The following is an 18,021-nucleotide window of genomic DNA, read 5'->3' on the forward strand; positions in this document are numbered from 1 at the left end:
AGTACCGGGGGCTTTTCAGATCAACCGAACACCAACTTATTTGTCCTTATCGAATACACTTACCTGGCCGTATAAAGAAACCTCCAGGATTTTTCTGTCTGATTCATTTTCGACAGACACATAATATCTTCTTTCACCATTTAATTCAAATTCTATGGTCTCTGTTACCTGGTATTTAGCATAGTTTTTCTTGATCTTTTGGATAGCGGTTAAAGGTAGACGCCTAAATTCTGTTTTTCTTGAAGTGCCAATTACATCTCCGTTGCTATTGTAAAAAGCTTCTACTTTTTCGCCTTCCAGTACAAACTTCACCTTGGTATAATCCGAGGTAACAGTCCAGTTAACATCTGTTGCTCCCGCGAACTGTGCTTCGAAAGCGTTCAGCACACGGAAACTTACTTTGCTGACATCTGCAGCTAATACACTGCTACCGATGGTAACAGTGATGAGTGTGGCCAGGATAAATTTTTTCATGATTGTCGTTTTTAAATGATGGTATATTGCGTTATTTATTTCCTGTTGACAAACCAAAACTAAGCACAAGAATATCGGTCAGGCGCTAATTGTGATTAATTGAAATGCTGAAGGGCTGCAACTGTATAAGCGGCGTTAATTTCCATGTTAAGTACTGTTAATAATCGAACAAAATCCAATACAGCACTGCATTACAAAAGAATTCATAAGAAAAACATAAAAGCCGTTATGGTGTGGTTAATTTTTAGCAGTGGTAAGAACTATGGTACAGGTGAAAATGGATTTGTATCTTTAAGAAAATCGTTTACATGAGACGTTTTTTTACATCGCCCTTGCTGGCTATTATAATATTGGCTGCCCCGGCTATACTGGCCGCCATTCTTTATCCCGGATTACCAGAAAGCATTCCCGTTCATTTTAATGCAGAAGGCCAGGCGGATAAGTTCGACCATAAATCTTCGATATGGATACATATCAGCATTCTGTTTACAATTGGGCTGGGTGTTTACTTACTCGTAAGCAACATTCATAAAATAGACCCTAAAAAAACAGCCAGTGTTTCTGTAGATACTTATAAAATGATCGCAATAATTGTAGCAGTATTTCTGGCAGTAATAAATACGGTTTTGGTATTATCCATGTCGAATACCTTTAAAAATTTCAACATCATAAAACTGGTATTGTCTTCCGTTGGCTTACTGATGGCAGCACTGGGATATTGTATGCGGAACATCAAACCCAATTACTTTATCGGTCTGCGCTTACCATGGACACTGGAAGATGAAGAGAACTGGGCTGCAACACATCAACTGGCAGTAAAAATTTGGGTACCCGCTGGTATTGCAATGGCCGTTGCTTCTCTTGTATTTCCTTTTATGACATCTTTTATCATTACAATGGCACTTACACTGATCATCATAATCGTTCCATCCATCTATTCGTACCGGTTTTACAAGAATAAAAAAGCATGAACTATTTAGCACACGCCTACCTTTCTTTTAATGACCCTGAAATACTGGTAGGTAATATGATCAGCGATTTTGTGAAAGGAAGAAAACAATACGATTTTCCAGAAGGTATCCAGAAAGGTATCCGCTTACATCGTATAATTGATATATTCACCGATCAGCATGCCGCCACAAAAAATGCAAAAACCTTGTTACAGCCAGCTGTTGGCCCATATGCCGGCGCTTTTATTGATGTAGTATACGACCATTTCCTTGCCACGGATGTCTCCATACATCATCCAGATGCCTGGATGGCATTCACTTCGAGAACATACGGGCTACTCGAACCCTACAGCAATCACTTTCCGGAAAAATTTGCGCGTTTATTTCCTTATATGAAAACACAGAACTGGCTCTATAATTATCGTTATCCTTGGGGAATTGAAAGAAGTTTTGAAGGTGTAGCCAGAAGAGCTGCCTATCTTTCCGCTGAGAATGATGCTTTTCGTTTATTTGAGATACATTACGACCAGTTTAAACTGTCTTATGACGAGTTTTTCCCCGATGTTAAAAAACTGGTGCTTGATTGGTTGAATGAGCGATGAAAACCAAGCGTCTTTATCTTTGTAAAAAAATATTCGCACATGAAGTGTTTATTGTTGAGCGTTTCTTTACTTTTTTCGGTTTGTCTGTCGGCACAACAAAAACCAACTGACCTGGATAAATCACCTATGGATATGAGCTATTGGCCCGCTAATTATCCTATCCTCAAAATGAGTGGGAAAGCCAAGGATGTGCCTGTTGCACGTGTTATTTATGGTCGCCCATTAAAAAGCGGACGCGATATTTTTGGGGGTATCATCAAATACAATGAATTATGGCGACTGGGTGCCAATGAAGCTTCTGAAATAGAATTTTTTAAAAATGTTAAGATTGATGGGAAAAGCATCCCGAAAGGAAGATATACCTTGTACTGTATTCCAACAGAAAAAAAATGGACGCTGATACTGAATAAAGATAATTTTTGCTGGGGTAATTTTAGTTATGATGCTAAAAAAGATCTGTTGAGAACAGATATTGAAGTCAACAGGAACGCAGAGAGTACAGAAGCTTTTACCATTTTTTTTGAAGAAACAAAAAACGGCGCACAGATGATTATCCTCTGGGATGATCTTAAAGCAGGCATGCCCATCAGCATTATTGAAGATGCACCAATTAAAACAAAAAAGAACTAATCACACTTTTCTTTCTCCTGTAAACAAATAATTACATATGCTGAACTATCCTGTACGAGACTTTTAACAGGGAGAAAGGGGAGTTGACACAGAGACATTAAAATCAGTACGATGAAACTTGCCACAAAATATATCCATGCAGGCACAGAGCCTGATCCGTCTACAGGTGCAATAATGACACCTATTTACCAGACATCTACCTATGTTCAGGAAGCGCCAGGTGTAAATAAGGGTTATGAATATGCCCGCAGTCAAAACCCTACCCGCAAGGCACTTGAAGATGCTTATGCTCAGATTGAGAATGGAAAATTTGGTCTGGCATTCAGCAGTGGCGTGGCGGCAACAGATGCCGTTATTAAACTACTTGAACCCGGTGATGAAGTAATTGCAGCCAACGATATGTATGGAGGTACTTACCGTCTCTTCACAAAAGTGTTTGAAAAATTTGGTATCAGGTTCAGGTATGTTGACACAACCCACCCTGAGAATATTTCTACTGTCATTACTGACGCGACAAAACTCATCTGGATTGAAACGCCAACCAACCCATTGATGAATATTACAGATATCAAAGCTGTATCTGCTATTGCAAAAAATGCGGGTGCCTTGCTTTGTGTAGATAATACTTTTGCCTCTCCTTATCTGCAGAACCCCCTTGACCTGGGCGCAGATATTGTGATGCATTCAGCAACAAAATACCTGGGCGGCCACAGCGATGTGATACAAGGTTGCCTGGTCATGAATGATGCGGCACTGAGGGAAAAATTGTACTTTATTCAAAAAAGCTGTGGCGCCGTTCCCGGTCCCATGGATTGTTTTCTTGTTTTGAGAGGTATTAAAACACTGCATGTCCGTATGCAGCGTCATTGTGAGAATGGAGAAAAAATGGCCAACTTTTTACGTAACCATCCTAAAATTAGCCAGGTGTACTGGTGTGGTTTTACTGATCACCCGGGTTATGCAGTAGCCAGCAAACAAATGCGTGGCTTTGGTGGCATGATGAGTTTTACATTGAAAGATGACAGTGTAGAAAATGCAAGAAGGGTATTGTCATCAACCAAAGTATTTGCTTTAGCAGAAAGCCTTGGAGGTGTAGAATCCCTCATCAACCACCCTGCTTCCATGACACATGCATCTATTCCACGTGAGGAGCGCATTAAAAACGGACTAAGCGATAGCCTCATCCGTTTAAGTGTGGGTATTGAAGATATAGATGATCTCATAGCCGATATCAATTCAGCTATCGGATAATCTGACGATATTATTTTCTTATAAAAGCATCACATGTTTATGTGATGCTTTTTTTATTTATCTCCTGAAAATTATTTTCATCCATCTCATTTACACTTTATCCATTAAAAAAGCTGTTCTGTCATACTTATTCACTGCGGCGTATTCTTTCTCAGAATTTTGTATTCGCAAAAACAATGAGAATGAAGTATGTAAAAGGGCTCTTTATTTTGTTGGTCATCACCACTATATTACAATCCTGTACTAAAAGTATGGTAGGCGAGGGTCCAGTTCAAACAGAAAACAGACAAACAAGTGTATTTACTAAAGTAAGAATTAATGGTTCGGCAGAGGTAGAAATTGTTCAGTCAAATACACAGCAATTAATCATTACTGGTTATGCCAATCTGCTGAGTATTTATGAGTCAAGTGTAAACAATGGAGAATTGTCGTTAGGGTATAAAAGCAGGTACAATATTAAAAACGATAATATTAAAATCAGGATTGAAGTGGCCGATATCAGGTCTGTGTACCTGAATGGTTCCGGAGATATTATCATTACGAATTTCTCACAGGGTGTTGAATTGGCTTCAACCATCAATGGATCGGGCAGGGTACGGATTCAACATTCATCTTTTCCTAAAATGGCTTATCATATTAATGGTTCGGGATCTATGTACGGTGCGGGTATTACTGCACAAGAGGCTGAAGTGAGTATTCATGGTTCAGGACATATAGAACTCAATTGTTCACAACAGCTGAAAGTAAATATTGAAGGTTCAGGAACTGTTGACTATTTCGGCAATCCAGCTACCGCTATTATTTCCATTCATGGAAGCGGAGTTGCAAGAAAAAAGTAAACCATTTCGCAACGAATATTAATTATAAACGCATCAGTTTTTCAATGGCCATATCGAGTGTCTTTTCTTTTTTGGCAAAACAGAAACGTACCACTTTATCATCTTTCCTGTCCTGGTAAAAAGCAGATACAGGAATAGTAGCTACACCGTAATCAATGGTGATTCTTTTGGCAAATTCAGTATCAGGTTCGTTACTGATGCTGGCATAACTGTAACATTCAAAATAGCTTCCGTGCGATGGAATACATGTAAAAGGTGTGTGTTTCATTTTTTCCCTGAAATAATCTCTTTTGGCCTGTATCATGGAGCCTAACGTGGTGTAGGCTTCTGTATCATTCAGGTATTCAGCTAAAGCGACCTGTTTGGGTGTATCGCAGCTAAAACAATTGAACTGGTGTACTTTCCTGAATTCATGCATCAGTTCAGGTGAGCTGATACAATAACCCAGTTTCCAACCGGTACAATGATAGGTTTTACCAAACGAGAAACAAATAAAACTGCGTTTCAATAATTCAGGATATCGGAGTACACTTTCATGTTGCAAACCATCAAAAATCAGGTGTTCATATACTTCATCACTCAGAATTAAAATATTGGTACCTTCTACAATGGCGGATAATTCCTGCATATCTGCAGCCGAAAGTACAGCGCCCGTTGGGTTATGCGGAGAGTTGATCATGATCATCCTTGTTTGTGGATTGATCTTTGCCCGCACTTCATCCCATGGAATAGCATACGATGGATAAGTTAGTGCTATACGAACTGCTTTTGCTCCATTGATTTCTATATTGGGTATATAACTATCATACGCCGGTTCAAATACAATGACTTCATCGCCAGCTTTCAAAACGGTGGTAAGTGCTGTATAGATGGCATATGTGCCCCCCGGTGTAATAGTAATATCTGTATCAGCATTAATCGTTGTTGCGTATAGTGCTGCTACTTTGGCGGCCAGCCGTTCACGCAGTAGCGGATACCCATTCATATGTGTGTACTGGTTATAACCATCACGCATGGCTTTGTCAACCAGTCCGGTCAACGTTTCATGCATTGGGAAATCGGGGAAACCCTGTCCAAGATTTACTGCTCCGTATTGCGCAGCTAGCTGACTCATTACAGTAAAAATGGTGGTTCCAACTTGAGGAAGCTTGGATTGAATGGATGGGAAATGCATCAGCTCAAACTATTTATCAGCAAAATAATACATCCGGGATGGCTGTGATCAACAGTAGACAGAAAAATCAGGGTGTAATGCTATTAGCAAGGCGTTTGAGCTCTATTTCGGCCAGTTTGGCTGTGTAGTTCAGGTTTACCATCCTGAAACTGGTGGCTTCAAAACTTTGCTGGGCCTGTCTTACATCAATAATTGTGGCCTGGTTCAGTTCAAAACGTTTCAGTACCAGGTCAACCAATTGCATGGAGAGTTTATAATTCTCTACTTCTGTTTCCAGTTGCTGCAGAGCATTTTTATATGCCTGGTAAGTTCTTACGGCGCCAGTTTCCAATGACTGTAACAAGGTCTCTTTCTGCAATACTGCATTTCTTGAATTTACTTCTGCTACCTGTAGCTGTCTTTTAAAAATAGAACCATTATAAATAGGAACACTCAGGTTCACACTCAGAAAAGGGCCATAACTCTGGTTTAATAGCGCAAAACCAGCGCCGCTTTTTGTGTTATTAAAATTATATCCTGTATTGGCCCGCAGTGTAGGTTTACCCAAAGCTGCTGTTTCTTTTTCAATCAGTTCATTGATCTTGATCTGTTGTTCTGCACTCAGCATTTGTGGATTCGTTTTTAATGCCGCCTGAACGGTTGCCAGCAGTATATTTTTTTCTACCACAATGGTATCAACGATCGTAATAGAAGAATCAGGGTTTAAGAAAAGGAGATTCAATAAATCTGTCTTACCCTGTTGAATTACCAGCTCCTGCTGTAATTTCTGTTGCACCTGCGCATTCAGATCGAGTCTTGCCTGGAAAATATCCGCATTATTCGAAAGTCCGGCTTCTTTTCTGGCCAGTAAAATATCCAGTCTTTTCTGGAATACTTCTATCGACTGTTCGATGGTTTTAATAAAACCCTGGTTCCTTACAATGTCATAATACCGGGTGGCTACGGCAGCCATGGTATTCTGTACCTGAACGTTGAGTAACTGTTCGTTTTGTTGTACCAGTTCATTCAGTCTTTTTTTAGTGGTAACCACTCGATAGCCGTTCGAAAGCAGTATGGTACCTGTTACGCCCACAGAAAGGTTATTGGAACCTACATTATTACGGGTTGTATTTCTTGAAGCGTCAGAAAATTTCTGGTTAATGGAAATAATCTGTTCGTTATCATTTGCCGTAGCGGTTACGGTAGGTAAAGCACCTGCAATACCCGGATGGTTGTTGATGGTGCTGATCTCCAGGTTATTTTTAGCCAGTTGTATGTCGAGACTGTTTTTTAAGGCAATCTGTATGGCATCTGTTAAGCGAAGTGGCCCCTGTGCATACGCCAGACTGGCATTCACACAGCATAAAAGAAACAGGATTTTTTTCATTGTAATGAAGTTAACAATGACCCGCATTGGTTGGTTTTATTTTACACCAATGGGCCATTAGCTCACAAAAGTCCCTACATTCATCCCTTCCACCACTTTCAGCAGGTTTCCCGGTTTATTCATATCGAAAACAATAATGGGGAGTTTGTTTTCCATACAAAGGGTAAAGGCTGTCATATCCATTACTTTCAGGTTGTTGGTAATACATTCCTGGAAGCTGATTTTATCGTATTTGGTAGCTGTAGGGTCTTTTTCGGGATCGGCCGTGTAAACACCATCCACACGGGTGCCTTTTAAAATTACATCGGCTTTCATTTCAATGGCCCTCAATGAACCAGCCGTATCGGTGGTGAAATAGGGGTTACCGGTACCTGCACCAAAAATGACTACCCTTCCTTTTTCGAGGTGACGCAGGGCTTTCCTGCGTATATATGGTTCAGCTACCTGCTCCATGTTGATGGCACTTTGCAAACGGGTGTATACACCTATTTTCTCCAGCATGGCCTGCATGGCCATGGCATTGATTACGGTTGCCAGCATACCCATATAATCACCATGAGCTCTTTCAATACCACTTTCCGCTTCATTCATGCCCCTGTAAATATTACCTCCACCAATAACAATGGCTACCTGTACACCTAAATTGGTGACTAGTTTAATGTCGTGCGCATATTGTTCAATGATTTGAGGGTTAAAGGGGTCGCCATTTTTCTGATCACCTAAAAGGGCCTCACCCGATAATTTGAGGAGGATACGTTTGAACTTGGGAAGCATGAGACTGATTTGTTTGCAAATAACCTGAATTTTTAGCCAAATGCCAAATGGTATGACAGATAGCAGATCGAAAATGGCTGATATAGAAGGACTGATACAGGATTATGCAGCATAATCACAAATAATTGTTTGACTAGGGGGCAATGAAAAATGATCCTTGTACACAATCACGCAGATGGTAATTGGTATACCCAAACGCGCTTTATATTGATTTTACCTCTTTATTCACCAGCCGCCAACAGACACTGCATGATCTTTTTTAATTTTGGTTTCCATAAACCCATCTGCTGTAATGCGCCTGATAAAAATTCACTACCTCACCGGATTATATATCAGTTGTTTTGTAGCCATACACTTGTTTAATCACCTGATGGCTTTACAGGGGGTCGAAAAACATATTCAGGTAATGCAGCAATTCAGGAAAATCTATCGAAATCCAGTAGTAGAAACGATTTTATTAATAGCAGTATTCATACAAATAGGTTCCGGAATCAGGCTATACAATTCAGGTAAGAAAACAGCGATGGGCTTTTATGATACACTACACCTATACACAGGTTTATACCTGGCCTTCTTTCTTGTGATTCATGTGACTGCTGTATTAGCTGGCCGCTTATTGCTACAACTCGATACTAATTTCTATTTCGGTGTTGCAGGTTTGAATAGCTATCCTGTCAATATTTTTTTTATCCCTTATTATGGTCTGGCTGTTCTCGCTTTCTTTGGACATATAGCGGCCATTCATAGTAAAAAAATGAAACGGCAATGGCCGGGATTCTCTGCCAGGCAGCAGGCACATCTAATACTGATATTGGGGATGCTGATTACCCTGTTTATATTTTTTGGTCTTACCAACCAATTAAAGGGTGTAAACATACCGCCAGCTTACAGGGTGCTAACCGGTTAATAAAACAGGCATGTTATTTAATATACATATACTTAAGGTGAAACAGGTTTTTCTGTTCGATGGAATCGGAGCCTTATTATCTGCATTGCTTTTGTGGGTTATTTATTACTTCGGTGAAGTATTTGGTGTACCTACTGAGATGTTCACACAACTCATCATTTATCCTTTAGTATTTGCCCTCTATTCGTTAACCTGCGCATGGATAGTACCAAATAAATGGAAATGGTTTTTGTGGGTGATCATGATTTGTAACCTGCTATATATCTGCTATTCATGGATATTGGTTATATATTATTTTGAAGAAATCCTCCTGCCCGGAATTATTTATTTTCTGTCGGAAACACTGGTGGTAATAGCGGTTGTTTATTTTGAATACGTTGCTATCAGAAAAAATACCGCCTTAAATCGTAATATCAATTAGTCTGGTTTCTTCTTACCTCATTTTCTAATTCACTGAACTAAGTCAAAAATAAATTTTGCGAAACCAAACAGTTGCATATATTTGCAACCGAATAGTTTCACAATTATATTGACAACCATGAGACGTGACGTTTTTCAGGCCATTGCCGACCCTACCCGTAGAGCCATTATTGCACTCATTGCTTTTAAGGCCATGACACCCAATGCCATTGCCGAACATTTTGATTCGAGCCGACAGGCTGTTTCTAAGCACCTGCGCATTCTTACCGAATGCCAGTTGGTAGAACAGAAACAAACAGGAAGAGAGATTCATTATACCCTCAACGCCAAAAAAATGAAAGAGATCGATAAATGGCTCGAACAGTTCCGCCAGCTCTGGGAAAACAGATTTAACCAGTTAGATAAAGTATTAAATACCCTTAAAACGCAAAAGAAATGAATCGCACATTGTTATTCGACTTCACCGTTAACAAAGAAACGAATACCATTCATGTTCAGCGCGAATTTGCTGCCAACCTGAATTTTGTATGGGATGCCTGGACCCAACCCGAACTGCTCGACCAGTGGTGGGCACCCAAACCTTACCAGACCATTACCAAATCGATGGACTTTCGCGAAGGTGGTTACTGGCATTACCGTATGCTGGGTCCGCAAAGTGAATGTCATTGGTGTCGTGCCGATTATGAGCATATTGAACCACATGTTACTTTCTCTGGGCTTGACGCTTTTTGCGATGAAGATGGAAAAATCAACACCGATTTTCCACGTGCACACTGGACAAACCGTTTTACAGAAAAAGATGAAGTAACAACAGTAAGTATTGTGATTGCTTATCAGTCGTTGAGCGATCTGGAGAAGATTGTGGAAATGGGCTTCAGAGAGGGTTTTGCCATGGCTATGGAGAACCTGGATCAGTATATCCAGGCGAAGTTTCAGTTGCGTGCCGAAATGAAAACAGGCACTATAGCAAGGGTTTGTACCTATCTCAATTTCGATGGCAAAACAGAAGAAGCTTTCCGCTTTTATCAGTCTGTTTTTAAAACTGCATTTGTACCCGGTGGTATCAAACGTTTTGGCGATTTACCACCCGACAGCAATCATCCGTCGGTGGCCGATGAAATCAAAAGAATGGTATTGCATGTTGAATTACCGATAACGGGTGGACATATTTTAATGGGTACAGATGCTCCCAAAGAAATGGGCTTCACCATCACCCAGGGTAATAATATACACATCAGCATAGAACCGGAAACCCGGGCAGAAGCTGAAAGATTATTCAATGAATTGTCAGCCGGAGGTAAAATAGAAATGCCTTTACAGGATATGTTCTTCGGTGCCTACTATGGCGGCTTTACCGACAAGTATGGTATTAACTGGATGATTAATTGCTGGGCTAAATAAGGAGAAAGTCCGGAAGACCGGGAGACAGAAAGTCCGAAAGATTTTGACTAAATTTATTAGTCCAACTCCATCCACTGGACTTTCGGACTAAAAAAAAACAACATGAAAACAACCAAACTGATCTACTGGATAACGACCATTCTCTTCTCCGGTTTTATGATTTTTTCTGCCATTCCCAATATTATGCTGAATGCAGAATCAAAACAATTTCTTACCGGCTACCTCGGTTATCCTGAATATTTCATTCCATTTATTGGTGTGGCCAAACTGTTGGGTTCCATTGCTATTCTTATTCCTTCTTTCAAAAAAATAAAGGAATGGGCTTATGCAGGATTGGCTTTCGATTTAATTGGCGCCATGTACTCTGTGATTAAAGTAGGTGGTGTTGATCCGGGTATGAGTATGATGATACTTGTATTTGGTGCTGGTATTACTTCTTATATCTATAACCAGAAAGTACATAAGGCTTAGTTGGTTATTGTGTGATTTATTGCCACTGAAAGCACAGAGAAGCACAGAAAAGTATACATGTATCTCTCTGCTTTCAGTGGCAATAAATTTTATTCAATTGTCAATTAGTAGCTTTACTCAAACCAGTATCGCATGTTATCAAAGAGTCAGGAGAAATATTTGTTACAAACTTATTTCAATACCAAAAACAATAAAAATATACCGACGCATATAAGCCAGTTTGGGGTTCCGGATGGAGATACTGCTGATGAAACTTTGTTTTTCATCACCAAATATGTAAAAACCATTGACAGGTTGGTATTACGTGGCTCCTATGTAACAGAAAATGGTTTACAATTACTCAAAAAACTTGAACAGGTTTATTACCTCGATTTGGGAAGTATGGCATTGCACGATGGTAACCTGGATTGTATCCTTCATTTGCATCAATTAGAATACCTGTATATTAAACATACCAATGTTACTGCACACGGAATTTATCGTTTGCTCAAAGCCTTTCCTGCATTACAAACCATCATTGCCAATATTAAGACTGAAGATGAATCGGTGGCTGCAGCATGGGCAAAAGAATTCCCACACTGTGAGTTGGGGCTTAGTCTTTAGATATCTGTAAGGTTGTATTTATTTTATCTTTTCGTCAATTTCTTTTTGTACTCGGGTTGTAAATGCCGGTGACCAGATACTCCAGTGATCGGCACCTGGAATGAGTTCGGCTATAGCCGTTGTGCCTGCTGCTTTTTTGCCGAATGCCTTTACCGCTTCATGTAACATAAAATTATCGTTAGCGCCTGCATATACATGCACTTTGCTCCTAAGTTTGGGCTCCAGTTGTCGACCTTTCTTTTGCATGAAGAGGCCGAGATCGTAAGGCTCCCATGTTTTCAGTACGGATGCGTCTACTTTACCTGTTACCCTGTTATGCAGTATGCACGGTCTACCATTCTTATCTGGCATTCCAAACTCTGCTTCAAAAGCCTGTAGTTGTTCACCATCTCCCAGAAAATTTTCCAGGTCAGACATCTGCTGTGTGGTCATCAGAGGTTTTCCATCCACGAAAAATGTACCGATGGGTTTTCCCTGCTGGTCGAAAAAAACATTGGCGTTTTTTGCATAGAGATCAATTCCAATAAAAGAAGAAAAATCAACCGGGTCGGGCGATACGGCCCAGCAGCCGCCAAAAGCGTCGGGATAATTCAACTGTAACCACAAAGATCCATAACCACCTGTGCTTTGTCCCATCACAAAATGCTGGCTCGTTTCTTTTACTATTCTAAACTGTTGTATTACGTGGGGTATCAGTTCTTCTACCAATGCCTTTCCCCAGGGACCATTTACCCTTGAGTCTACAAATGCGTGCAAACCATATGGTGATTGTGTTTCGGGGTTGAGGTACAGGTAAATTTTTTCTTTGCCCTGTGTCATGCCATAACGTTGAACCGTTGCGTTATTGGCGAGGTCGTAATGGGTACCTCCCCAACCGGGTATTACCAGTACAAGCGGATACTGACGATTGGTATCCGTATAATAGGATGCCGGTAAACGAATACCCGCTTTCATAAAAATGTCTTTTTTTCTGAAAGCGCTGAGCAATGAACTCTTGAGCACCACTTCTTTGAGTATAGCTGATTCGCGGAATTTTCTGGCACTTACCAGCGATTCAAAAACAATGCTGGCATTCCCTTCTCCCTGTTCGTTTACATGCAACAGCACTTCTTTGCGGGCATATACATTACCAGGGTTAAATGTACCCCTCTCTTCAAAATCGATATCTATTACACCGGCCATTTTATAATAACCGGGTTTCAGTTTTTGGAGACCATCGGGTAATAAGCGGCTATCGGCCTTATCAAGGGAAAGTGTAATTTCCTTTTGCAGGTTGCTGATGTTCCAGGCAAACATGGATTGTGTGGGGTCGGGGTTATTGGGTACCCTTTTGGAAGTATCGCTTTGGGTAAAGAGATAGAGTTTGCCCGTGAGTGGTTTTTTGATGGAAGAATCAATCTGAACCTGTATGGTTTGGGATGAGATGAATGTACTTAGATGGAGGGCAAGTAGAAGGACCAGGTATTTCATGCAATTTTTTTTTGCTTAACGCAAGATAGAATAAGCTGTTACAATTTGAGGGGTCACATGTTTATGTGGTTTAGGGGAATCGATAAAGAGGTTGTATATTAGATTATTGGGTAATAGCTACCCATTTATTTTACACCATCAGCAACCACTACTTTGGAAATCATTTCCTTTGGGGAGTATAATGTACCTAATGAGGACTTGTAGGAAAAGGCTTGATTAAAAAGTCCAGAGAGAACGCCAACCGAATAGGTTCGGATATTGTTTTTTGAAATTTTTAAAGCCCCGGCACACCTGCAAAACACACTTAAAATTTAAAATACTGTTTCATGAAAAATAAAATGATTATCCTGTTTCTTTTGATCAATGTACTTGCTTACGGACAGGTAGATAGCACCGATATCATTGTACAGAAAATAATGAAGGAGCAAAAAATTGTTGGTCTTTCCATGGCAGTCATTAAAAATGGTACCCCGTTGGTGAATAAAGGGTATGGTTTAGCCAATGTAGAACTCAATGTGCCTGTAAGTGCAAAATCAGTTATACGTCTTGGTTCTGTTAGCAAACAGTTTTTTACCGTCGCCATTCTGAAATTAGAGGAGGAAGGAAAATTGAGCATTGAAGATCCTGTCCATAAATTTTTTCCCGATGCGCCAGAAACATGGAGACCCATTCAGGTTAAACACCTGATGTCGCATACATCAGGCTTGAAAAGAGAAGGGCCCGCCTATAAAAATGCAGTGATTCAGCCAGATCTTGTGATCATTAAATCTGCCTACTCCTTACCGCTCGATTTCAAAACAGGTGAAAAATACCAGTACTGTAATCTTGGCTATTTTATGCTTGCAGAAATCATTACACAGGTAAGCGGTACGGCATGGCAGGATTATATCCGGGAAAAATTATTTATACCTGCCGGTATGAAAAACAGCGGCATGACTGATTTTTATCCTATCATTCCTAATCGCGCCAATGGCTATATGCACAAAAACGGGGTACTCATCAATGCTGATGCCATGTATGCTGTGCGGCCGAGCGGTGGTTTTCTTTCTACCAGCACTGATATGATATTATGGGATAAAGTATTGAGAGAAAAAAACAGTATCCTGAAAAAAGAAAACTGGGAATTATTGTGGAAGCCTTTTATTAAAACAAGCAGCGACCCCAATTCAAAAAATTATTATGGATTTGGTTGGATGATTGATGAACTCAGCGGCCGCAAAGTAATTGAACATGGGGGTGCCAATACAGGTTTTCGTTCTCACTATACCCGTTTTGTTAATGACGACTTGTCTATCATTATTATGACCAATACAGATGAAGCCAATCCAAGGGCCATTGTAAAGGCTTTATCAGATTATTATTTCAGAAACAATTAGACAGATTGCTTTTTGAAAGTTCGGGAACTATTCGAAAATTCCTACGCACAAAAAAGGGAGATGATCACTCATCTCCCCTATATAAAATCTACTCAAATCAATTATCCTAAAGCCACACGCTTGAAAGCTGTTACGGTTACATCACCAGCAGATTTCAGGTAAGCTTCTACAGTAATACCACCATCTTTTACAAATGCCTGGGCCAGTAAGGTATTCTCTTTAAAGAATGCATTTAATTTACCTTCTGCAATCTTGGCAATCATATCATCTGGTTTACCGGCCATTTTAGGATCGGCTTTCATGGTATCTACCACAATGGCTCTTTCTCTTTCAATGGTTTCAGCAGGAATGCTGTTGGCATCTACTGCCAGTGGGTTCATGGCTGCAATCTGCATGGCAACGTCTTTACCAGCTTCGGCTGCATCTTTGTTTAAACCTACCAACACTCCCATGCGGTATGCTCCGTGAATATATGATGCTACAAATGGTGCTTCAATTCTTTCAAATTTGGCAATACCAATTTTCTCGCCGATAGAAGCGAGTTTATCGTTGATCATATCAGCTACTTTCGCGCCGTTGATCACTACTTCATTCAGTTCATCTACAGATGTTACATTGTTGGCTACAGCAGCATCAGCAATAGACTGTGCAAAAGCAACGAACTCTGCATTTTTAGATACGAAATCTGTTTCGCAACTGATACAAACCACAAAACCTGTTTTGTTATCAGCAGATGTTTTTGCGATGATCACACCTTCTTTTGCTTCACGGTCACTACGTTTGGCAGCTACTTTCTGTCCCTGTTTACGCAACCAGTCGATAGCGGCTTCAAAATCGCCATTAGTCTCCGTTAAAGCTTTACGACAATCCATCATGCCGGCACCTGTTGCCTGGCGCAATTTGTTGATATCAGCGGCTGTAATTGTTACAGTACTCATGGTATGTGAAATTTATAATGTTGAATGACTTGGATGACTGATAGGGCTGCAAAACTAATTGCATCTTTCAGTTATCCTGTTTTATTAAATGATGAACAGGTATTGTCAAATACAATGCCTGTATGGCAAAACACTGAAGTGTATATATAAATTGGGTCATTATGTCACTATCTGATCAGATAATGACGTAATGACCCAATAAGATTACTTCATTATCTGCTTCCACCACCACCTGCAGGACGACGGTTACCTGGAACGCGGCGCTTAGGTGCTCCAGCTTCTGCAGGCGCTCCGCTACCACCACGACGGCCACCACGACCAGCTTCGGCTTGTGCTTCAGCTTCTAAGCGACGTGCTTTTGCTTCGTTTTCGTTGTTGCTGTCGTCTGTTTCTTCTTCATCTTTAGATGCCTGACGCTCTGCCAGACCTTCTGCAATAGCTGCAACGATATAGTTGGTAATGATTGCGATTGATTTGGTAGCATCGTCATTCGAAGGAATAGCGAAGTCTACTTTATTAGGATCGCAGTTGGTATCTACCATACCAAAAGTTGTGATGCCTAAACGCTTGGCTTCTGCCAGTGCGATATGCTCATGCCCGATATCTACCAGGAATAAAGCGGCTGGTAAACGACCCAGTTGTGCAATACCACCGAGTACTTTTTCCATTTTGTCTTTATCGCGGCTCAGGGTGAGACGTTCTTTTTTAGTCAGGCTTTCAGCGCTGCCATCAGCCAGCATTTTTTCGATGCTCTGCATTTTCTTTACGCTTTTACGAACGGTGTTGAAGTTGGTTAACATACCACCCAACCAACGCTCAGTTGCATAAGGCATGTTCACACGCTTAGCGCATTCGCTTACGATTTCTTTAGCCTGTTTTTTAGTAGCCACAAACATGATCTTCTTACCGCTTTTTGCGATCTGCTTAACAGCCGCAGAAGCTTCCTGCAGGTGATCAACAGTTTTATTCAGATCAATGATGTGAATACCTTTCTTCTCAGCAAAGATGTAGGGTAACATCTTAGGGTTCCACTTCTTTTTCAGGTGACCAAAGTGTACGCCGGCCTCCAGAAGTTGCTGCTGTAATGAAGTGTTATTTTCCATCTTGTATGATTGTTGTAATTTTTGAATTTGGTTTTCCAAAGCTTTGAGTCATGAGCGATGAGCTTTGAGCAAAATACAATCATGCTCGTGGCCCGAAGCTGGCAGCTCGCAGCTTCACTATTAACGCTTACTAAACTGGTAGCTTCTACGTGCTTTCTTGTGACCGAATTTCTTACGTTCAACACCACGTGGATCGCGTTTCAGTTGACCGGCAGCTTTTAATGACGGACGGAAATCTGCATTTACTTCCAGCAGCGCACGGGCAATACCCAGCTTTGCAGCTTCGGCCTGGCCTTTTAAGCCACCACCCTGTGCATTGATCACCACATCATACTTACCCAGTACATCAGCAGTTTTCAAAGGCGCTTCTACCTGGTTCTGCAGGTATACCAGCGGAAAATATTCTTTATAATCTTTATCGTTTACAGTGATCTTACCATCACCCTTGCTAATGAATACACGGGTAACAGCTTCTTTACGGCGACCAACTGCGTTTTTTTGTTTTTCCATTTATCAGGAATTTGTAATTAGCTAATTTGTTGTGGATTAGAACTTCAGTTCTTTAGGTTGCTGAGCAGAATGCGGATGCGCCGTACCTGCATAAACAAACAATTTCTTGATCATTTTACGACCGAGACGGTTTTTAGGCAACATACCTTTTACCGCTCTTTCCATAATCACTTCAGGACGACGTTTGATGAGATCCTGTGCAGCTTCTTCTTTTTTACCACCTGGGTAACCAGAGAAGTTGATGTACTGTTTGTCTTCGAATTTGTTACCTGTGAAAACAACTTTCTCAGCATTGATAACAATTACGTAGTCACCACAATCTACGTGCGGTGTGTAATAAGCCTTGTTCTTACCACGAAGAACAGAAGCAATCTTTGAAGCAATACGACCTACGGTTTGATTAGTACCGTCAACCACATACCAGTTGTGCTGTACGGTAGCCGCATTTGCATGCTTGGTGGTGAAATGAAGTTTACTCATAATATTTCTTTTTAAATGAACCCGGCGCTATCCCACCGGCGTATAAATGTTCCGAGAATTTCGGGTGGCAAAGGTAGGCCCCATTGATACGATTTTCCAAAGATTTTAGGGTCTATTTTTAATCGAACCTTTGTAACTATTTGATTTTCAATAAAAAATTTAGCCTATTTTTTATATTGATGGATAAAAAAGCCGCAGATTCGCAGATGAATCACCTATCATCTGCGAATCTGCGGCTCAATGCAATCACAAGAGCGCATCACCATGACCCTATAACTTGTA

Annotated in this window: 21 protein-coding genes; 12 read left to right on the forward strand and 9 right to left on the reverse strand. The window is 40.6% G+C overall.

Going from position 1 to position 18,021, the window contains the following annotated elements; translation table 11 throughout:
• Positions 1-36: 36 nt before the first annotated feature.
• On the reverse strand, positions 37-474 hold the full coding sequence (locus tag ACH3Z1_RS03625; protein WP_490820488.1) for a hypothetical protein: 438 nt from the start codon (positions 472-474) through the stop codon (positions 37-39).
• 308 nt (positions 475-782) lie between these two features.
• Between ACH3Z1_RS03625 and ACH3Z1_RS03630 the strand changes: the two genes are divergently transcribed.
• The 5 genes from ACH3Z1_RS03630 (at position 783) to ACH3Z1_RS03650 (ending at position 4,746) form a co-directional block, all read left to right on the forward strand.
• Positions 783-1,445, forward strand: coding sequence for an SdpI family protein (locus tag ACH3Z1_RS03630; protein ID WP_490820489.1), 663 nt, complete (start codon positions 783-785; stop codon positions 1,443-1,445).
• Entirely contained in the window at positions 1,442-2,026 is a 585-nt protein-coding gene (locus ACH3Z1_RS03635; RefSeq protein WP_490820490.1) for an acyl carrier protein phosphodiesterase, read from the forward strand. Before ACH3Z1_RS03630 ends, ACH3Z1_RS03635 begins: the two co-directional genes overlap by 4 nt.
• A 39-nt stretch (positions 2,027-2,065) precedes the next feature.
• A complete protein-coding gene (locus ACH3Z1_RS03640) occupies positions 2,066-2,656 on the forward strand; it encodes a DUF2911 domain-containing protein (protein WP_490820491.1) in 591 nt (196 codons plus the stop codon).
• Positions 2,657-2,767: 111 nt separating this feature from the next.
• Entirely contained in the window at positions 2,768-3,907 is a 1,140-nt protein-coding gene (locus ACH3Z1_RS03645) for a cystathionine gamma-synthase (RefSeq protein ID WP_490820492.1), read from the forward strand.
• A gap of 182 nt (positions 3,908-4,089) precedes the next feature.
• Entirely contained in the window at positions 4,090-4,746 is a 657-nt protein-coding gene (locus ACH3Z1_RS03650; protein WP_490820493.1) for a GIN domain-containing protein, read from the forward strand.
• A 22-nt stretch (positions 4,747-4,768) separates the two neighbouring features.
• Here ACH3Z1_RS03650 and ACH3Z1_RS03655 read toward each other — a convergent pair whose 3' ends face one another.
• The 3 genes from ACH3Z1_RS03655 to pyrH form a co-directional block, all read right to left on the reverse strand.
• Positions 4,769-5,920, reverse strand: coding sequence for a methionine aminotransferase (locus tag ACH3Z1_RS03655; RefSeq protein WP_490820494.1), 1,152 nt, complete (start codon positions 5,918-5,920; stop codon positions 4,769-4,771).
• 67 nt (positions 5,921-5,987) lie between these two features.
• Complete coding sequence (locus tag ACH3Z1_RS03660) at positions 5,988-7,286, reverse strand: TolC family protein (RefSeq protein WP_490820495.1); 1,299 nt, start codon at positions 7,284-7,286, stop codon at positions 5,988-5,990.
• A 57-nt stretch (positions 7,287-7,343) separates the two neighbouring features.
• Positions 7,344-8,060 carry a UMP kinase gene (pyrH, locus tag ACH3Z1_RS03665; RefSeq protein ID WP_178887343.1) on the reverse strand — a complete coding sequence of 239 codons (717 nt, stop codon included), beginning with the start codon at positions 8,058-8,060 and terminating at the stop codon, positions 7,344-7,346.
• 292 nt (positions 8,061-8,352) lie between these two features.
• On the opposite strand from pyrH, the gene ACH3Z1_RS03670 reads away from it, so the two are divergent.
• The 6 genes from ACH3Z1_RS03670 to ACH3Z1_RS03695 all read left to right on the forward strand — a co-directional run bounded on the left by ACH3Z1_RS03670 (position 8,353) and on the right by ACH3Z1_RS03695 (position 11,862).
• Positions 8,353-8,967 (forward strand): hypothetical protein, encoded by a 615-nt coding sequence (locus ACH3Z1_RS03670; protein WP_490820496.1) that lies wholly within the window; start codon positions 8,353-8,355, stop codon positions 8,965-8,967.
• Positions 8,968-8,977: 10 nt separating this feature from the next.
• The gene (locus ACH3Z1_RS03675) at positions 8,978-9,388 is read left to right on the forward strand and encodes a hypothetical protein (protein WP_490820497.1); all 411 of its coding nucleotides are present in this window, start codon (positions 8,978-8,980) and stop codon (positions 9,386-9,388) included.
• 117 nt (positions 9,389-9,505) lie between these two features.
• Positions 9,506-9,826 carry an ArsR/SmtB family transcription factor gene (locus ACH3Z1_RS03680; RefSeq protein ID WP_490820498.1) on the forward strand — a complete coding sequence of 107 codons (321 nt, stop codon included), beginning with the start codon at positions 9,506-9,508 and terminating at the stop codon, positions 9,824-9,826.
• The gene (locus ACH3Z1_RS03685) at positions 9,823-10,788 is read left to right on the forward strand and encodes an SRPBCC domain-containing protein (protein WP_490820499.1); all 966 of its coding nucleotides are present in this window, start codon (positions 9,823-9,825) and stop codon (positions 10,786-10,788) included. Before ACH3Z1_RS03680 ends, ACH3Z1_RS03685 begins: the two co-directional genes overlap by 4 nt.
• Positions 10,789-10,890: 102 nt before the next feature.
• Complete coding sequence (locus ACH3Z1_RS03690) at positions 10,891-11,259, forward strand: DoxX family protein (protein ID WP_490820500.1); 369 nt, start codon at positions 10,891-10,893, stop codon at positions 11,257-11,259.
• A 132-nt stretch (positions 11,260-11,391) separates the two neighbouring features.
• On the forward strand, positions 11,392-11,862 hold the full coding sequence (locus tag ACH3Z1_RS03695; protein ID WP_490820501.1) for a hypothetical protein: 471 nt from the start codon (positions 11,392-11,394) through the stop codon (positions 11,860-11,862).
• An 18-nt stretch (positions 11,863-11,880) separates the two neighbouring features.
• Here ACH3Z1_RS03695 and ACH3Z1_RS03700 read toward each other — a convergent pair whose 3' ends face one another.
• Positions 11,881-13,332 carry an alpha/beta hydrolase-fold protein gene (locus ACH3Z1_RS03700; RefSeq protein WP_490820502.1) on the reverse strand — a complete coding sequence of 484 codons (1,452 nt, stop codon included), beginning with the start codon at positions 13,330-13,332 and terminating at the stop codon, positions 11,881-11,883.
• Between the two features lie 326 nt (positions 13,333-13,658).
• Here ACH3Z1_RS03700 and ACH3Z1_RS03705 point away from each other — a divergent pair, with 326 nt between their 5' ends.
• Positions 13,659-14,708, forward strand: a complete 1,050-nt coding sequence (locus ACH3Z1_RS03705) for a serine hydrolase domain-containing protein (RefSeq protein ID WP_490820503.1) — start codon at positions 13,659-13,661, stop codon at positions 14,706-14,708.
• Between the two features lie 101 nt (positions 14,709-14,809).
• Here ACH3Z1_RS03705 and tsf read toward each other — a convergent pair whose 3' ends face one another.
• The 4 genes from tsf to rplM form a co-directional block, all read right to left on the reverse strand.
• Positions 14,810-15,646 carry a translation elongation factor Ts gene (gene tsf, locus ACH3Z1_RS03710; RefSeq protein WP_490820504.1) on the reverse strand — a complete coding sequence of 279 codons (837 nt, stop codon included), beginning with the start codon at positions 15,644-15,646 and terminating at the stop codon, positions 14,810-14,812.
• 212 nt (positions 15,647-15,858) lie between these two features.
• A complete protein-coding gene (rpsB, locus tag ACH3Z1_RS03715; RefSeq protein WP_490820505.1) occupies positions 15,859-16,749 on the reverse strand; it encodes a 30S ribosomal protein S2 in 891 nt (296 codons plus the stop codon).
• 120 nt (positions 16,750-16,869) lie between these two features.
• Positions 16,870-17,259 (reverse strand): 30S ribosomal protein S9, encoded by a 390-nt coding sequence (rpsI, locus tag ACH3Z1_RS03720; RefSeq protein WP_490820506.1) that lies wholly within the window; start codon positions 17,257-17,259, stop codon positions 16,870-16,872.
• A gap of 36 nt (positions 17,260-17,295) precedes the next feature.
• The gene (rplM, locus tag ACH3Z1_RS03725; protein WP_322196123.1) at positions 17,296-17,739 is read right to left on the reverse strand and encodes a 50S ribosomal protein L13; all 444 of its coding nucleotides are present in this window, start codon (positions 17,737-17,739) and stop codon (positions 17,296-17,298) included.
• Positions 17,740-18,021: the final 282 nt, after the last annotated feature.

This window comes from Sediminibacterium sp. FW305-C-49, from assembly GCF_058231085.1.